This window comes from Moraxella osloensis, assembly GCF_001553955.1.
Classification (GTDB): Bacteria; Pseudomonadota; Gammaproteobacteria; order Pseudomonadales; family Moraxellaceae; genus Faucicola; species Faucicola osloensis.
Window position 1 is genome coordinate 409,559 of the sequence record NZ_CP014234.1, and the last position, 17,042, is coordinate 426,600.

The following is a 17,042-nucleotide window of genomic DNA, read 5'->3' on the forward strand; positions in this document are numbered from 1 at the left end:
TCCCCTTGCTAAAGCAAGGGGATTCCTTCTACAAGACGGTTAAGCCCAACCGCAAGAATGTTCTTACTGGCGTTAATATCTCTATCATGCCGTGTGCCACACGAAGCACATATCCATTCTCTTATTCCAAGCGATTTTCTACCTTTCGGACTATTGGCGGTGATTTCACCGCAACACGAACATCGCTGGGTCGTGTATCTCTCATTCACGATTTCAAAACGGCAACCTGCGTTCTCGCATTTATAGGTCAGTTGTCGTTTCATTTCAAACCAACCTGCATCATAGACGCTTTTGGCTAGTTTGCCTTTTTTACTGTTAAATTGGGTAGTTCTAACATCACCTACCACGATTAGGGCATTGTCTTTGACTAATTGGGTGGTGAATTTGTGGATTAGGTCTTGGCGTGTGTTTTTGATTTTGGCATGGATTGCCTTGACACGCTGTTTGTTTTTGGCACGTTGGGCGGTGGCTAATGCTTTGGCATATTTGAGCGTTTGTTTGATTTGTAATTTATTGCCTTTTGAGGTGGTAGCACTGTCTTTTAAGCCTAAGTCAATGCCAATGCTACCTGTACCGCATGATTGTTTGGGGTAGTCTTTGACGGTGATACAAGCATACCAACGGTTACGGCTGTCTTGGACTAACTCACAAGTGTTAATTTGATATAGGCTAAGGTTGTAGCTGTCCCATAGGTCGATGATTAGTTTCTGCCCTTTGGCTAAAGATAGTTGTAAGGTAGATTTTAAGCCCTTTTTGCCTGTTTGGTGCGTGGCAATATGCTTAATGGCAGATTGTTTAAATGGTAGCCAACCCAAGCTTTTACGCTTTGATGTTGGGTTGTTGGTTCGCCATGATAACTTAGCTTTTTTGAATTGTTTTCTAGCTTTGGCATGGGTTTCATTGATTGCCTGAATAGTCTGACTATGCAAGCCTAGTAACTCACCACTACCTTTGGTGTATTCGTTCAAGTCATAAGCACTAAAGAATTTGCCAGTTTTTTGTAGGTGCTTGTAACTCAAATCATTGACATAATTCCACACGAAATTGACCGAACCGCTTAGGCGGTTTAATTGGTCTGTGTGTTTATCTCGTATGCGTAGCTTGAGTGTTTTCATGGGTTCAAGTATAATTAGATTTTTATATTCTATAGTTGGTCTAAATATATGTCAAACGATTTAAGAATTGGTAGGCACGTTGTTTACAATCTTCATGTGCATTTGGTCTTTGTGGCTAAATACCGCAAAAAAGTATTCACTAAAGAGATTTTAGACGACATGCAGGTTATCTTTGAGAAAGTTTGTTCAAAGTTTGAGGCGCAACTAGTAGAGTTTGACGGTGAAAGTGACCATGTGCATTTACTGGTGGTTTATCCGCCCAAAGTGGCTATTTCTAGTTTGGTGAATAGCTTGAAAGGCGTGTCTAGTCGGTTATTGCGTAAAAAAGAATATCCGTCTATTAAAGAGCAGTTATGGGGAGAAGCGTTGTGGTCGCCTAGTTATTTTGCAGGTAGTTGTGGCGGTGCTCCAATTGAAATTATACGCCAGTACATTGAACAGCAAAATACACCGCACTAAATACCATCTGTGTGTAAGCATGATTGCGGAGTTGCCTTATATCCACCGCCTGAAGTCGGTGGTTTTACGGCAACAGAGGATAAAAAAGCGATGACTCGTGTTAGCCATCGCTTTTTTTGATGAGTTCGGTTATTTTGCCAGAGTCTTGGTTTCAATCACACTATCAAGCTGATAAAGGTTGCCATAGCCTTTGGTATCGGTGGGCGGTGTGCGATAGCGAGTCAAGCGTAAAACCCGCTGTGCGCTTTCGTCATGACGATAACCCATGATAGGCGCATCGAGAAGATACCATTGACCCACCGCTGTCTTTAATCCCTGAGCGTCATAATTGATGTCACGCACTTCTAGGCATTTTCTATCCGTTACCTTATCGCAATACTGCCATTTGGGCTTGACCTCCAAAAATACGGTTTCCCCTTTGCCGTATTTTACTTCAGGCTTTAATTTACCTACCCACTGAAGCCAGCTACCATCAGCCGTGGTTTGCCACAATACTGCATCTACTTGAGTTTCCATTATTTGTAGTTCACTTGGGCTTTGCATCTGTTTAGCAAGCCATTGTTCCGGTGCTTGCAATTCACCACAACCCATTAAAGTACTAATACCTATACCGATGGGTTGCATGGTATTTTTGCTTAGGCTATATTGATTTGATAATTGGTTACAGCCTACATTATAGGTTATGTGATTTTGGTTAAAGTTTAGCGTGACTTTGCCATTCTGTGTTTGCAAGTATGAACCATTCCACGTAATCGGATCTGTGCTATTGATATTGTTAAGCTGCCAATCATAACTCTGTAAAGAATTAGTGGTGGGGGTAGAGCCGATAAAGATGGGCAGCTGCACGTACGGCACTCTTTCAATAGGTGCTGATAGGTTAGTATTCACCGTTTGGCAACCCGTCAGGGCAAGCATGAGCAATGCGCTGGTTTTAAAGCCACCTTTAACCACTCGATTGTTTATCATTGTTTATATCCATTATTACGCCACTAATTGAAGTTTAGCCAAATATTTTTGGTTATTCAGCATTTAATCTGTAAATTTAGTTTAGTACCTTTAATAATGGAAAAGTTGGCAAATGGAAGAGTTGGCATAAAAAAACCCAGTCAAGCGACTAGGTTTTTGATTTCAAACTTAAACTACACGGTTATTTATTCGGTTGTGGCGTGGTGCGCAGATAAGGCTTGATTTCTTTATGACCTTTTGGGAATTTCGCCGCGATTTCTTCATTTTTGACGCTCGGCGGGATAATCACATCGTCCCCGTCTTGCCACTCAACTGGGGTTGCAATGCCATAATTATCTGACAATTGCAAGGCATCAATCACCCGTAAAATTTCATTGAAGTTACGACCCACAGCGGCGGGGTAAGTGAAAGTTAACCGCAGTTTATGCTGTGGATCGATAATAAATACGCTGCGAACCGTGTGCGTGGTTGACGCGTTTGGGTGAATCATGTCGTAAGCTTCCGATACTTTTTTATCGGCGTCTGCAATGATGGGGAAATTCACCTCGCAGCCTTGGGTTTCTGAGATATCGCCTGCCCAAGCTTTGTGATCTTCGACGCTATCGACTGATAATGCGATCGGTTTGACATGGCGCTTTTTGAATTCATCACCCAATGATGCCGTGCGTCCTAACTCCGTGGTACAAACTGGGGTAAAGTCTGCCGGATGTGAGAATAAAACCACCCAGTTATCACCTTGCCAATCGTAAAAATTGATGTTGCCTTCGGTGGTTTGTGCGTCAAAATTTGGTGCCGTGTCGTCAATTCGTAATTGTGCCATCGCTGACTCCTTATAATTTGATTAATAGTATGGTTATTGTTTGATATCGGTCTATCACACAGACTCAGCAAAATTTTAACAGATTCTAAATTCATCAATAATGACTTTTTGCGAATCTTTGTTTCTAAAAAGTCATAAGCGCGCTACGATTGACTGTTTTATAGTGGAGGTTTTAATCAAATTCCGCGGTCTTTAAAAACTGCGCGACCACGTTAAACTGCCCAGCGGTGGTATCTTCTTCATACATGGCTTGGCGAAACGCATTGGAATTGGCAATGCCTGAGGTATACCAAGCAATATGTTTACGAGCGATACGACACCCCGAGTATTCACCATAAAACGCATAAATCTCTTGCAAATGGCTTAATACAATCTCCTTTAACTCATCCATCGTTGGACTGGGCAAGATTTCACCAGTTTCTAGGTAATGCGCAATGTCGCGAAAAATCCAAGGCTGCCCTTGCCCTGCCCGCCCAATCATAATGCCATCGGCGCCTGTTTGTTCATATACTTGTTTGGCTTTTTGCGGGCTGTCGATATCCCCATTGACGATAACAGGAATGGTGAGAAGATTTTTAACCTCTTTAATTAACTCATAGCGAGCGCTACCCAGATATTTATCTTCGCGGGTGCGTCCATGTATCACAATCATGGCGATACCTGCCGCTTCTGCCATTTGTGCGACACGTAAAATATTTTCTTCGCCATTGGCATAGCCTAGACGGGTTTTTAGCGTGACTGGCACATCCACGGCATTGACCGTGGCATCCAATAGTCGCTTGACCAAGTCTTCATCTTTGAGTAGTGCTGAACCGGCAAGCTTTTTGCAAACTTTTTTTGCAGGACAACCCATATTGATATCGACAATTTGCGCCCCATTGGCAACTTGATAGCGAGCCGCTTCGGCGATTTTTTCTGGGTCTGAGCCAGCGATTTGCGCAGAAATAGGCGCGATTTCACCATCAAAATTGGCACGATACAGCGTTTTGTGATGGGCAAACAAAGTGGCATCAGACGTCATCATCTCCGACACGGCATGCCCTGCGCCAAAGGACTTAGCTAGCATGCGAAAAGGCTTGTCAGTGACGCCTGCCATCGGCGCAACGATGATGCGGTTGGCGATGGTCTGGTCGCCGATATTGAGGGGAGTGAGCAATGGATGGTTGCACATAAATAAAAAAGCATGATGGGCTCAAAAATGGGGAAACATTATAACTTTTATTGTCAATGCTTTGGCGAAAAATATCACGTATTTAGTGCAAATCCGCAATTCCCCCTCTTTTAAACAATCGGGTGAGTTTTTATATCAATTTTTACGATTTTTTATTTGTTTGTCATATAGACTTAACCCAATACAAGTTTAATAGTGTCATACTCATCAATTTGCTAGACATAGATTTAGACATAGATATGAGCATAAACATATGTTAAAACAGCTTAAGCTTTGGTATCGAGGCGGCAGGTATGTCAATGGCGAAGTGGTTTATCAGCTGCCCCATTGGTCTGCTAGGGTGGCTCGTCGTACGGTTGATTTTGTTTCGCTTGAATGGAAGTGGTTATTGGCATTTTTATGCCTAATTATGATAATTCTTATTATCGCTGTTTGATTCGTCGCTATTTGATTTGTCGATATTTTAACCATTTAGCCATGCCAATTTGGGCAATATTATGGGAGGTAAAAATATTGTATATAAATCCGCTGGCAAGTCACTATGTTTTACCATGACAAATAGTTGAAATTTTAGTATACTATCTTGTTTATTTCACACGCTTATCCGACCGCTATGACCCAAATTCCTGTCATTCAAAACCCAGAAATGGTCAATCCCCAAGACCTTACCGCAAAAACCAATCTACTTGGCATGAGTAAAGCCGAGTTAAGTCAGTTTTTTGCCGATTTGGGTGAAAAACCGTTTCGCGCCACCCAAGTGATGAAGTGGATTTATCAGTTTGGCGTGACCGATTTTTATCAAATGACCAATTTATCCAAAAAACTACAACAAACATTGGATGAAGTGGCAACTGTATCGCCCCCAACGGTCAAGTTTAAACAATTTAGCGAAGATGGCACCCGTAAATGGGTATTTGAAGTAGCAGGTGGCTCGCTGGTGGAAACTGTACTTATCCCAGCTGACGATAATAAACAGTTTGGACGTAAAACCTTGTGTATTTCATCGCAAGTCGGCTGCGCGCTTGACTGCTCGTTTTGTAGCACCGGTAAGCAAGGCTTTGAGCGGGATTTATCCCCGAGCGAAATTATCGGACAGCTGTGGGTTGCCAACCAGTCTTATATGGAAAATGTGCCTGTCACTGAACGTGAAAATCGGGTGACCAATGTGGTGATGATGGGCATGGGTGAACCCTTGTTAAATTATGAGCCCGTGGTAGCCAGTATGTCATTGATGCTCGATGATTTTGGTTTTGGCTTGTCCAAACGCCGCGTCACCCTATCAACATCGGGTATCGTGCCAAAGATGTATGAGCTCGCCAAAGACATTGATGTAGCACTTGCCATCAGCCTACATGCACCCAATGATGAACTGCGTAATGAACTGGTACCCATCAATAAAAAATATCCCCTCAAAGAGCTGATAGCCGCCGCCAAATCCTATGTATATGACGAAAATCCCCGTCATAAAAAGCACGTCACCATTGAGTATGTGATGTTAAAAGACGTCAATGACACTGATGAACACGCCCGTCAGCTGGTCAATCTGCTTAAAGATTTGCCCTGCAAAATTAATTTGATTCCGTTTAATCCGTTCCCGCATGCGCCTTACGGACGCTCTAGCAACAATCGTATCCATGCGTTTAGCAATATTTTGAACCAAGCAGGCTTTGTCTGTACCATTCGCCAAACCCGCGGCGATGACATTGATGCGGCATGTGGTCAATTGGTTGGACAAGTCACCGATAAAACCCGCCGAGCAAAACAATGGCAAGAAAAAGTGTCCAAAACGTTACAATCTAAAGCATCTCATTAAATCTTTTATCATTATAATAGTTTGGCGTGATAAAGGCGCAAGTTAGCCTTATCGGTTGGTGTTATCACGGTTTTTTTGCTATAGTAATAGCCATTTTTCCATTTTTAATGCTAGGCTTGTTTGTGCCATTGGGTTTTATCGACAATTAAAATTGGTTATCGACTGTCAAAATTTTTAATTATTCAATTTAGTTCATTTGATTATGAGTAAGTTTGTTATGCCACCATGTCACTCACGTCAAACTCATTTATACCACAGTCAACCTGCTATTTTTTGTCAATTACACGACAACGATATAGACGACGATAAAATGCCCAGCAAATCAAATTTTTTATCGAAGGTTTTTGCGGTAGGTATGATTGGCTTTTCAAGCCTCACCCTTTGCTTAACCGGTTGTACCACTACCCAACAAGTCACCACGCAGACAGTCACCGCCAGTGACCCCAGTCGTTGGGAAAAAAATCCAGAAGAAATCGCCAGGATTCGCACCGCGATTGCTGCTGAATATATTCGTGGTGGTAAATTAGACGATGCCAAACGACAGTTAGAAAGTGCCTTAAAGTCTTATCCAAAGTCAGCAGAAGCCAATGATATGATGGGCGTGTTATTACAGCAAGAAGGCAGCCCGCGCAATATGCAAAAAGCCGAAGCTTATTTTAAAAACGCCATTGCACTCAATCCTGACTTTAGTCAAGCAAACAACAATTATGGCGTCTATCTCGCCCAACTCGGTCGTAACCAAGAAGCGATTGCCCAGTTTCAAATTGCGGGTTCTGCCTTGGGGTATGACGGTCGTGCCAGTGCGTTAGAGAATTTAGGTCGTACAGCGTTAAAGGTCAAAAACAAACCGCTGGCGATACAATCATTTATCAAAGCACTCGATGCCAATCGCCAAAGCATCGTCGCCCGTACAGAGCTCATTGATATTTTATTGGCCGATGGCAAATTTTTGGAGGCGCAGGCGCTGTATAATGATTTGGTTAAAATTATTGGTCAATCTAACCTTGACCCGCGTACTTTATCGCAAGGGATTAGGCTTGCCAAACTTGCGAACAATCCCTTGGAAACACAAAAATTAGCGCAGCAGCTTTTGGATCGCTATCCACTTAGCGATGAAGCAAAGCAGATTCGTTCTGGACTTTTAACCCCAACGTCAACTTGGAAATAAGATGGAAAACAGCAATAACACCGACAATCAACAAAACTCTACCCCTGTTCATGACACAACCCAGCTTTTGGGTCAGCGTTTTAAACAAGCTCGTGAGAAAAAAGGCTTATCGATTGACGATGTGGCTGCCAAAACCTTCATTTTAAAAAGTCATCTTCGGGCGCTTGAAGCCAATGATTTTGAAGCCTTACCACAGCCTACCTTTGCGCGCGGTTTTGCCACGACCTATGGGCGTTTTTTGGGTTTGGATAAAAATCTGGTCGCGCAAAGTTTTGATGCCCAGTACCCCGCTACCCTCAAACAAAAATATGAGACGGTCATCAATGCCCCGATGCAGCCGATGGGCACGCTTAATCGTGAAGCGCGTCCCAGTGTGCGCATTAATCCTTTTGTCATTGGTGGGATTTTATTGGTATTGGGGCTGGCGATTTTTATTTTTAATAAAGTTAGCAAAGCACATAACGACTCGGTTGAACAAGCGCCTGCTAGTGCTGTTGCCAGTATGCCAACCCAAGACCAAGTCAGCGGTGCGTCGCTTAACAATGCAGGCTCAGCGATTGTGACAAACACAGTCACTGCCAGTGGCTTACCTGCCACCGGATCTGCGATTACCGGTGTCGCGGTGAGTGCTGATAATGCCAGTGCTACAGCAGCGACAGGACAAGCTGGCGCCAAAGCTTCGCTTGATATTTTTGTGAAAGACACCACCAAAATCACCATTGTCGATGCGACCGGCAATACGATTTTAGATGGTGATCAAGCACGCGGTAGTTACCAATTGACAGGTCAAGCGCCGTTTCAAGTCACTATCGACAAAGCCAGCAACGTGAGCTTGGATTTGAACAAACAACCGATTAAATTAAGCAATTATGCCCAAAACGATAAAGCCAATTTTACGTTAAAACCTTAACGGCTTATCACTTTAAAAATACGCTAAACCATTCGTTATAATAGTTATAATAAATAATAGGATCGCCTATGTCAGCGCATAACCCCATCAAACGTAAACTCACCAAAAAAATCTACGTCGGTAATGTCGCAGTAGGCGGTGACGCCCCCATTAGTGTGCAAAGTATGACCAATACAGATACTTGTGATGTGGCAGCGACAGTTGCACAAATCAATCGCTGTGTGGATGCCGGTGCTGATCTGATGCGCGTCTCCACGCCAACGATGGAAAGCGTAAAAGCCTTTGCCGAAATCAAAAAACAAGTTTCTGTGCCTCTGGTGGCAGACGTTCATTTTGATTATAAAATTGCGCTGGCGGTGGCTGATGCGGGCGCAGACTGCTTACGTATCAACCCAGGTAATATCGGCAATGAACAAAAAGTGCGTGAAGTGATTGCCGCTGCCAAACATCATGGCATCAGTATGCGCATTGGCGTAAACGCGGGGTCACTAGAAAAAGATATCCAAAAAAAATATGGTGAACCTACAGGTGAAGCCATGCTTGAGTCGGCGATGCGCCATATTGATATTTTAGATCGTAATAATTTTGACCAATTTAAAATCTCAGTCAAAGCCAGTAATGTGTTTTTGACCATGGATGCGTATCGGCTGATTTCTGCACAAGTTGACAACCCCCTGCATTTAGGTGTGACAGAAGCAGGGGTGTACCGCACCGGTACCGTTAAGTCTGCCATTGCCTTAGGCGGGCTACTGCTAGAAGGCATTGGTGATACCATGCGTATTTCGCTAGCCGCTGAGCCAGAAGAAGAAATTAAAATCGGTTTTGATATCTTAAAATCACTCGGTATCCGTAGTAATGGGGTGAATTTTATCGCCTGCCCCAGCTGCTCACGCCAAGAGTTTGATGTGATTCGGGTGATGATGGACTTAGAAAAACGCCTAGAGGATATCCGTGAACCAATGGATGTATCGGTGATTGGCTGTAAAGTCAATGGTCCAGGGGAAGCCAAAGAATCGGATATCGGCGTGGTGGGTGCCAGTCCAAATAGCCTAGTATATAAAAATGGGGAAAAATCACATTTGATTGATACCACCAAGCTTGCTGACGAGATTGAAGCCATGGTCCGTCAAAAAGTGGCTGAGCGTGAAGCGCAGCGCGCCAATGAAATTTTACGGGTTAAATAATTTTTGTGTTGTTTATTTTTTAGTTTGCATTGTTTGGGAAATTGACCATGTTAAAATCCATTAAAGGTTTTAATGATATCTTACATATTGAGACAGAATCTACGCGCCCATCGAGTGAGTGGCGCCAACTTGAAAGCAGCCTTATCGATGTGCTCAATCAATTTGGCTTTGAGCAAATTCGCATTCCAATCGTTGAAGAAACCCAGCTATTTGCCCGGGCGATTGGCGATGCCACTGACATTGTCGAAAAGGAAATGTATAGCTTTTATGACAAATCCAACCCACCCACGGCATTGACGCTACGCCCTGAAGGCACGGCAGGCGCGGTACGTGCCGTGGTGGAGCATAACTTATTGCGGGGTGACAATCCAAAACTTTGGTACATTGGTCCTATGTTTCGCTATGAGCAACCGCAAAAAGGCCGTTATCGTCAGTTTCACCAATTAGGGGTTGAGAGTTTTGGCAGTGAATTAGCGGATGCCGATGCTGAGCTCATTATCATGACCTACCAAATGTGGCAAAAATTGGGCATTTTAGACGTGGTTCAACTTGAGATTAATAGCTTGGGTGAGATAGACGAACGGTTGGCGTATCGCCAAGCCTTGGTGGATTTTTTAACCGATAAAAAATCTCAATTGGATGAAGATAGTCAGCGCCGCTTAACCACCAACCCACTGCGTATTTTGGATAGTAAAGATAAAAATACTCAACAAATTTTAGAGAATGCCCCAAAGCTTGCTGACTTTTTGGGGGCAGCAAGCCAGCAACATTTTGAAGCCTTGCAACACTATCTTAAAGCGGTCGGCATCAATTTTGTGATTAACCCAAAACTGGTACGCGGTTTAGATTATTACAATAAAACCGTATTTGAATGGACGACTGACCAGCTAGGTAGCCAAGCGACGGTATGTGCTGGGGGTCGTTATGATGGGCTTATCGGACAAATCAAATCCATTGGCAGTGATAAACCAGCCGCTTCCGAACCGGCAGTAGGTTTTGCCATGGGACTTGAGCGTTTGTTGTTACTCATGCAAAAGGTGCATCCATTTGAGACAACACCTGCCTGTGATGTATTTGTGGTCGCCCATCCTGATGTTTTCACCGATGCCATCAAATTTGCCCATGAGCTACGTACGCGACGTTCAAATCTTCGCGTAAAAATGGCGAGTGCCACGAGTTTAAAAGCGCAAATGAAGAAAGCCGACAAATCGGGTGCGCAATTGTCAGTGATCATCGCACAAGATGAAGTCGCCAATCAGCAAATTACCATCAAAAAAATGGCAACCGGTGACCAAATTACGGTCGCAAGTGACACGCTCTTTAGTGAAAATCCAGATTTTATTTAATCTATCTGATTGAGCCAAATTTGATGGGTAACTTATATCATTAATTTTTTGAAAGGCTTTATGTAATGGTTAAAGACGTACAACCTAAGCTAGTGAATGATGAACAGCAATCCTTAAGCGCGCTTAAACAATATGGTGGCTATATTGTATCCGCCATTATATTGGTATTAGCGGGTTATTTTGGCTGGACTTACTGGCAAAAGCATGGTGGTAATATAGATAGCGCCGCGGCGAACGATTTTACCAAAATTCAAAGCGACCAAAACAACATTGAGACCCTAACCACCCAAGCTGCCACCGATACTAAAGCACAAGCGCAACTGGCTACGGCGCAAACCAATTTGGGCAAAGACTTGGGCGAATTTTTGGCTAACCATGATAATTCGGTTTATACATGGCAAGCCTTGATGCTGCAAGCCAAACAACAAACCGATCAAAATGATCTAAAAGCGGCGGCGGCAACGCTACAAAAAGCGGCTCAGTTAACACTTAACGATGATGGGCTAAAAGCCATTGCCATTTTGCGCCAAGCACAAGTGCTATTGTCAGACAATCAAGCCGATGCGGCACAAAAACGCTTACAAAGCCCCTTACCCGCTGCCTTTGAAGCCAGTAAACTTGAGATTTTGGGGGACATTGCCAACCAACAAGGTGATAAAAAAGCCGCCATTAATCATTATCAAAAGGCTTGGCAATTGATTGAACAACGTAATCAAAACAACCCAAACCCACAAGACCGTGCCTTGCTGCGTATCAAAATGGAAAGCCTAGGCTTAAGCGTCAAACAACCTGATTTAACAGGCGGCGTACTCGCTAAACCTATCCAAGCACCTACCCAAGCTGAAAATACTGCCCCTGCTGCAGCAATCGCCTCTGCGCCTGCTATTGCCTCAAGCATAAAATAGGTGCAAAATCTTAACCTGACAAAACTTTTAAATGACAACATTTAGACTTCACCATACGTTGCGAGATAAACAATGACTACCATAACAACAAAATCGACACCGTTATCAACAAAATTATCGACAAACTTAATGAAACCTGCCGTATTTGTAACCGCCTTGGTGGTAGCGATGACCCTGACAGGTTGTGATAAGTTTAAAAAATCTGACAATGTCCATAAACCTGCCGCACTTGTGAAACTCGCTAGCAGTCAAAATGTGATTTCCCCGCTGTTTAGTCAAGGCAGTAACACAAAAGTTAGCCAACGCTTTGGCAGTTTGCGCAATAAAACCACCATCAGCCAACAACCTACCGCGTTTCGCGTGGCATATGACAACAATGGCTATGTGAATGCGTTAGCAGACGGTAGCGTGCAAGCGTTTGATGGGCAAGGCAAAGTGCTGTGGAGTATCAAGCTCAAACAAGGCCTAATGTCAGGGGTGGCGCTAGATGAACAATCTCGCGTAGCCGTGGTTAGTGACAGCAAAGGGGTCATCATTGCGTTAGACAGAATGACTGGCAAAGTTATTTGGCAAACGCCTTTAGACACCGTAACCCTATCCCCTGCCTTAATCAGCCAAAACCGTGTGATTACCCTTGGCAATGATGGTAAAATTAGTGCACTGTCGCTAGAGTCTGGCGCGCCTATTTGGACTTTTAACACCCAAAATCCAAATTTAAGCATTCGCGGTAGTGCCACGCCGATTTTATTCAATCGCAATACAGTGCTGGTTTCGACAGCCGATGGTCGTATCCATGCCTTAAACATCGATAATGGCGTACCCATTTGGTCAAAACGTTTTGGCATCAGCACAGGCAGTAGCGATATCGAAAAAATTTCTGATATTGACGCCACGCCCGTATTAGATGGCAATATGTTGTACGTGGTGTCCTACAGCGGTCAGTTAGTCGCTGCCGATATGGCTTCACAGCAGCTAAGTTTTGTCAAGGAGTTGGCGAGCCTAAAATCAGTCGGCACAGATGATAGCCAAGTTTACGCCACTTCGCTTGATGGCGAGTTGGTGGCGATGGATAAAATGACCGGCACGGTTAATTGGCAAACCGATAATTTGTCTTATCGTGGTTTGAGTAACGCGGTGAGTATCGGCAACTATGTGGTGGTTGGTGATGCTATGGGTTATTTGCATGTATATGACCGCGCGTCAGGGGCACTGGTTGACAGAAAACAAGCCAAATCCGACGTGGCGGTATTACAGTTTATCAATAACCGTTTGATTGCCCAAAGCGCAAATGGCGCATTTAGTGTTTGGCAAGTAAATCGTTAATTGTTAAACTGTTGACGCATTTGGCAGTTTTGGCGAGTGGATGAGCAGCCCATACTGATAAAAGTGTGAGTTTAAATGGCAACCCAGCATTGCAGCGCGATGTTGGGTTTGTTAAGTTATAGAAATAATGAATTTTTCAAGCTTGTTTAAAATCTTGCTTGTTGAAAATTTTGCTTGTTTAAAATTTTGGAAATTAAATTTATGAAACCAGTTGTTGCCTTGATTGGCCGTCCGAACGTTGGCAAGTCCACCCTATTTAATCAGTTGACCCGCAGTCGTCAAGCCTTGGTTGCTGATTTGGCAGGTCTGACCCGCGACCGTCAATATGGCGATGCAACCTTTGAAGAAAAATCCTTTATCGTCATCGATACCGGTGGTATTGGTGAAGTGGATGAAGGTGACGGCACCATTGATGATTATATGTCGCACCAATCGCATACCGCTATCCATGAAGCCGATATCATTGTATTTGTGGTTGATGGGCGCGCAGGTATCACAGGCGCCGACGAAGTCATTGCCAAACAGCTTCACACCCTTGGCAAGCCCGTGTTTTTAGCCGCCAATAAAATGGATGGCGTCCATGAAGCGGCGATTCATGAATTTTATGCGTTAGGTTTTGGTGAGCCATTTCCCATGGCAGCCAGTCACGGACGTGGGGTGGGCAATTTATTAGAAGCCGTCACTGCCAATATGCCCACCGATGACCAAGAAGAACAAGCACCTGATGGCTTACGTATCGCGATTATTGGCAGACCCAACGTCGGCAAATCTACCCTTGTCAATCGCTTGCTCGGTGAAGAACGCGTGGTGGTTTTTGATATGCCAGGTACCACGCGCGATAGTATCTATATACCCTACGAGCGTGACAACAGACATTATGTGTTGATTGATACTGCGGGCGTGCGTCGCCGTGGACGTATTGATGAAAAAGTTGAAAAATTTTCTGTGGTAAAAACCTTGCAAGCCATCAAAGATGCCAATGTAGTCATCGTGGTCATTGATGCCCAAGAAGGCATTACCGATCAGGATTTAAACTTATTAGGCTATGCCTTAGAAGCAGGTCGCGCGATGGTACTTGCCATCAATAAATGGGACGGGCTGGACCAAGACCAAAAGAATTTTGTCAAAATTGAAATGGATCGACGTTTTAACTTTATCCCTTATGTAAAAGTGCATTTAATCTCGGCGCTTCATGGGACGGGCGTTGGTAATCTTTATCCATCGATTCACCGTGCCTATGATGCGGCAATGTTTGATATTTCCACCAGTCGCTTGACCCAAATTCTGCAAGATGCGGTCACTGCACACCAGCCGCCTATGGTAGGCGGACGACGCATTAAACTGCGTTTTGCGCATTTGGGCGGTCATAATCCACCGATTATTGTGATTCATGGCAATCAGACCAGCCAAGTGCCAAACAGTTATCGTCGCTACCTAGAAAACGAATTTCGCAAAGTATTTAAGCTTGAAGGCACCCCGATTCGGGTCGAGTTTAAACAAAACGCCAACCCTTACGCAGGTCGCACCAATACCATGACGGATGCGCAAAAAGAACGTAAGCGTCGAGAAGTGCAAAAATTCAAAAAGCGCGGCAAAAAACGTTGAGGTGATGTTAATTGGCGTTTTAAGGGATGAGTGCATGGTACAGAAGACTTTAGATTATCTCACGAAATATTGATTATCAAGCGATATTAGACTTTGTCAGCAAATTTCGTGAGCGTGAACAGGACGGCAGGGTCACCATTATCTGCGTTTATGACAGCAAAGCGTTAAATCCGCATACCATTGAACTGCTAAAAATAGCGGGGGTGGATTATTTTGTAAAAAAAGAAGTAATAGACGATACACCCGATCAATATATTAAAGAGCTGTCCCATATTTTGAGTTAAAATTTGAGTTAAAAAAAACCCTTCGTTTCATGTGAAGGGTTTTTTTCTTTGTGATTTTTCTTTGTAATTTAGAATAAACCTTTAAAAAACACTACGATGTGTTGCCACATACGTTTAAAAATTCCAGCTTCTTGAACTTGGGTTTCAGCGACCAGTGGCACAGATGCCACAGGTTTACCATTGAGCATAGCAACCAGCTTACCCACTTCTTGCCCCTGCGCTAACGGCGCTTTGACATCGGCTGGCAAATTGACCACGGTACTGATTTTTTCTTGATCTAGCTTTGGCACTAGTACTTGTAAATTGCCTTTGCTGACGACGTTGACTTTATCGACAGCACCGAAGTTGACTGGCACGCTGCCGTAGTTTTTTTGTGCTGGGGCGGCAATTTTAGTGGCAAAATTACTAAACCCCCAGTTGAGTAAGTTACGCGATTGGTCTGCGCGCTCTTGCACGCTTTTAGTACCCATAATCACTGAAATCAGGCGCATATCACCGCGTTTACTCGACGCTACTAGACAGTAACCTGCTTCGTCGGTATGCCCTGTCTTTAGACCGTCTACCGTTGGATCGGTGAACAATAACGCATTGCGGTTGCCTTGGGTGATGCCGTTATAAGTAAATTGTTTTTGGCTATAGAGGGGATAATACTTTTTGCTGTTCTTGATAATCGCTTGGGCAAGTTTCGCCAAATCTTCGGCAGACGCTTGATGGCCTTCTTGTGGCATACCGGTCGCATTCATAAAATGAGTATGGGTCATGCCAATTTTTTTGGCTTCTTCATTCATCAAATCGGCAAACGTGGTTTCGCTACCGCCAATGTGCTGTGCCATCGCTTTTGACGCATCATTACCCGATTGGATAATAATACCTTTTAACATATCAATCACAGGGGCGGTTGTATTGACAGGCACATACATACAAGACTCTTTACTTGAGCCTTTACACCAAGCTTCAGGAGTCATCAGGACGGGTTCGTTTTCCTTTAATGCCCCTGATAGCAGCCGCTGCTCAATGATGTAACTGGTCATCATTTTGGTCAATGACGCAGGTGGGAACGGCTGAGCGGCATTTTTTTGAGCCAATACCGTACCCGTATCATAATCAATTAGGATAAAAGCAGAATTGTCTAGTTCAGGCTGTTGTATGGCGGCATTTGCCTGCACAGTTGTGGCAAAAAAACTGGCGGCGACAAAAGTGCCGACCATCAGGCGTTGGGTGTATTGCGGTATTACGATTGCTTTCATCTCACTCACTCTTGGCTCAAATCAAATGCGACCTGTTTGCTTGGACGCTTGGTAAAACAAATTGCCTATATTAGCAAAAAAAATCATGATTCAACACTGTATTCGGTCTAAAAATCAACGATTTATCATACATAAAACCCCCTAAACCAGTTAGGGGGCGGATAGCGTAGGTTGACTTATAATTATTATTTACTGTTGGCAAGGTCTTTGCACAGTTCAAGATTTTCCGCTTTTGGATAACTGAGTGTCCATTGGCGAGTTTCATTCAAAATTTGCTTGTAATCTTGCTGAGAGGATAAGTACTGCACCGCTAAACGAGGATCGCTGATGGTCGGCATTAATTTTTTTAGCTCGACATTATAAGCGGTGTTAAACCCTGTTTGTTGCGATTTATTAAGCATGGGTGGGCAGATTTCTGACAACACTTGTAATACCGCCACTTCTTCTTTGGTGGTCGACAATTCTGACATATCGATTGCGATAGTATCGTTATTTTTATCTTCAGCGATACCACTCACGGTGACGCCCATTAACAGCATGCCTATCATAGCTTGACTGATTTTGCCCAGTTTAATCATACGGTGTCCTAACGTTATCTAAGTAAAATACAGCCCATATCATACTAAATAATCAAAAAAAATATAGCGAATAATCACGGTATATAGTCAGTATTTTGTGAACGAGTAAATTTTTTTGAAACAGTTTAGCAATATATTGCTATGTAAA

At 43.6% G+C, this 17,042-nt stretch carries 15 protein-coding genes; 9 read left to right on the forward strand and 6 right to left on the reverse strand.

What is annotated here, in order from left to right:
- Nucleotides 1–8: 8 nt before the first annotated feature.
- On the reverse strand, nucleotides 9–1,115 hold the full coding sequence (locus AXE82_RS01780; RefSeq protein WP_062330655.1) for an RNA-guided endonuclease InsQ/TnpB family protein: 1,107 nt from the start codon (nucleotides 1,113–1,115) through the stop codon (nucleotides 9–11).
- 48 nt (nucleotides 1,116–1,163) lie between these two features.
- Between AXE82_RS01780 and tnpA the strand changes: the two genes are divergently transcribed.
- Nucleotides 1,164–1,574, forward strand: coding sequence for an IS200/IS605 family transposase (gene tnpA / locus AXE82_RS01785; protein ID WP_050325405.1), 411 nt, complete (start codon nucleotides 1,164–1,166; stop codon nucleotides 1,572–1,574).
- A 129-nt stretch (nucleotides 1,575–1,703) separates the two neighbouring features.
- Here tnpA and AXE82_RS01790 read toward each other — a convergent pair whose 3' ends face one another.
- The 3 genes from AXE82_RS01790 to dusB all read right to left on the reverse strand — a co-directional run bounded on the left by AXE82_RS01790 (nucleotide 1,704) and on the right by dusB (nucleotide 4,531).
- Nucleotides 1,704–2,540, reverse strand: a complete 837-nt coding sequence (locus tag AXE82_RS01790) for an META domain-containing protein (RefSeq protein ID WP_062330658.1) — start codon at nucleotides 2,538–2,540, stop codon at nucleotides 1,704–1,706.
- Between the two features lie 181 nt (nucleotides 2,541–2,721).
- Complete coding sequence (locus AXE82_RS01795; protein WP_062330660.1) at nucleotides 2,722–3,360, reverse strand: peroxiredoxin; 639 nt, start codon at nucleotides 3,358–3,360, stop codon at nucleotides 2,722–2,724.
- Between the two features lie 172 nt (nucleotides 3,361–3,532).
- Complete coding sequence (dusB, locus tag AXE82_RS01800; protein WP_062330663.1) at nucleotides 3,533–4,531, reverse strand: tRNA dihydrouridine synthase DusB; 999 nt, start codon at nucleotides 4,529–4,531, stop codon at nucleotides 3,533–3,535.
- A 613-nt stretch (nucleotides 4,532–5,144) separates the two neighbouring features.
- Between dusB and rlmN the strand changes: the two genes are divergently transcribed.
- From rlmN to der, 8 genes are all read left to right on the forward strand, one after another.
- A complete protein-coding gene (rlmN, locus tag AXE82_RS01810; protein WP_062330669.1) occupies nucleotides 5,145–6,344 on the forward strand; it encodes a dual-specificity RNA methyltransferase RlmN in 1,200 nt (399 codons plus the stop codon).
- A 310-nt stretch (nucleotides 6,345–6,654) separates the two neighbouring features.
- On the forward strand, nucleotides 6,655–7,512 hold the full coding sequence (gene pilW, locus AXE82_RS01815) for a type IV pilus biogenesis/stability protein PilW (protein WP_197931416.1): 858 nt from the start codon (nucleotides 6,655–6,657) through the stop codon (nucleotides 7,510–7,512).
- A 1-nt stretch (nucleotide 7,513) separates the two neighbouring features.
- Nucleotides 7,514–8,422 carry a RodZ domain-containing protein gene (locus tag AXE82_RS01820; protein ID WP_062330675.1) on the forward strand — a complete coding sequence of 303 codons (909 nt, stop codon included), beginning with the start codon at nucleotides 7,514–7,516 and terminating at the stop codon, nucleotides 8,420–8,422.
- A 68-nt stretch (nucleotides 8,423–8,490) separates the two neighbouring features.
- Nucleotides 8,491–9,606, forward strand: coding sequence for a flavodoxin-dependent (E)-4-hydroxy-3-methylbut-2-enyl-diphosphate synthase (gene ispG / locus AXE82_RS01825; protein WP_062330678.1), 1,116 nt, complete (start codon nucleotides 8,491–8,493; stop codon nucleotides 9,604–9,606).
- Nucleotides 9,607–9,653: 47 nt separating this feature from the next.
- The gene (gene hisS / locus AXE82_RS01830; protein ID WP_062330680.1) at nucleotides 9,654–10,952 is read left to right on the forward strand and encodes a histidine--tRNA ligase; all 1,299 of its coding nucleotides are present in this window, start codon (nucleotides 9,654–9,656) and stop codon (nucleotides 10,950–10,952) included.
- A gap of 65 nt (nucleotides 10,953–11,017) precedes the next feature.
- Nucleotides 11,018–11,857: a YfgM family protein gene (locus tag AXE82_RS01835; RefSeq protein WP_062330683.1), complete on the forward strand. Its 840-nt coding sequence runs from the start codon at nucleotides 11,018–11,020 to the stop codon at nucleotides 11,855–11,857.
- A gap of 129 nt (nucleotides 11,858–11,986) precedes the next feature.
- Nucleotides 11,987–13,180, forward strand: a complete 1,194-nt coding sequence (bamB, locus tag AXE82_RS01840; RefSeq protein WP_062330687.1) for an outer membrane protein assembly factor BamB — start codon at nucleotides 11,987–11,989, stop codon at nucleotides 13,178–13,180.
- Nucleotides 13,181–13,381: 201 nt separating this feature from the next.
- The gene (der, locus tag AXE82_RS01845; protein WP_062330690.1) at nucleotides 13,382–14,785 is read left to right on the forward strand and encodes a ribosome biogenesis GTPase Der; all 1,404 of its coding nucleotides are present in this window, start codon (nucleotides 13,382–13,384) and stop codon (nucleotides 14,783–14,785) included.
- Between the two features lie 352 nt (nucleotides 14,786–15,137).
- Here the strand turns inward: der and AXE82_RS01850 are convergent, their stop codons facing one another.
- Nucleotides 15,138–16,277: a D-alanyl-D-alanine carboxypeptidase family protein gene (locus AXE82_RS01850; RefSeq protein ID WP_062334689.1), complete on the reverse strand. Its 1,140-nt coding sequence runs from the start codon at nucleotides 16,275–16,277 to the stop codon at nucleotides 15,138–15,140.
- A gap of 224 nt (nucleotides 16,278–16,501) precedes the next feature.
- Nucleotides 16,502–16,894 carry an MCR_0457 family protein gene (locus AXE82_RS01855; RefSeq protein ID WP_062330693.1) on the reverse strand — a complete coding sequence of 131 codons (393 nt, stop codon included), beginning with the start codon at nucleotides 16,892–16,894 and terminating at the stop codon, nucleotides 16,502–16,504.
- Nucleotides 16,895–17,042 lie beyond the last annotated feature (148 nt).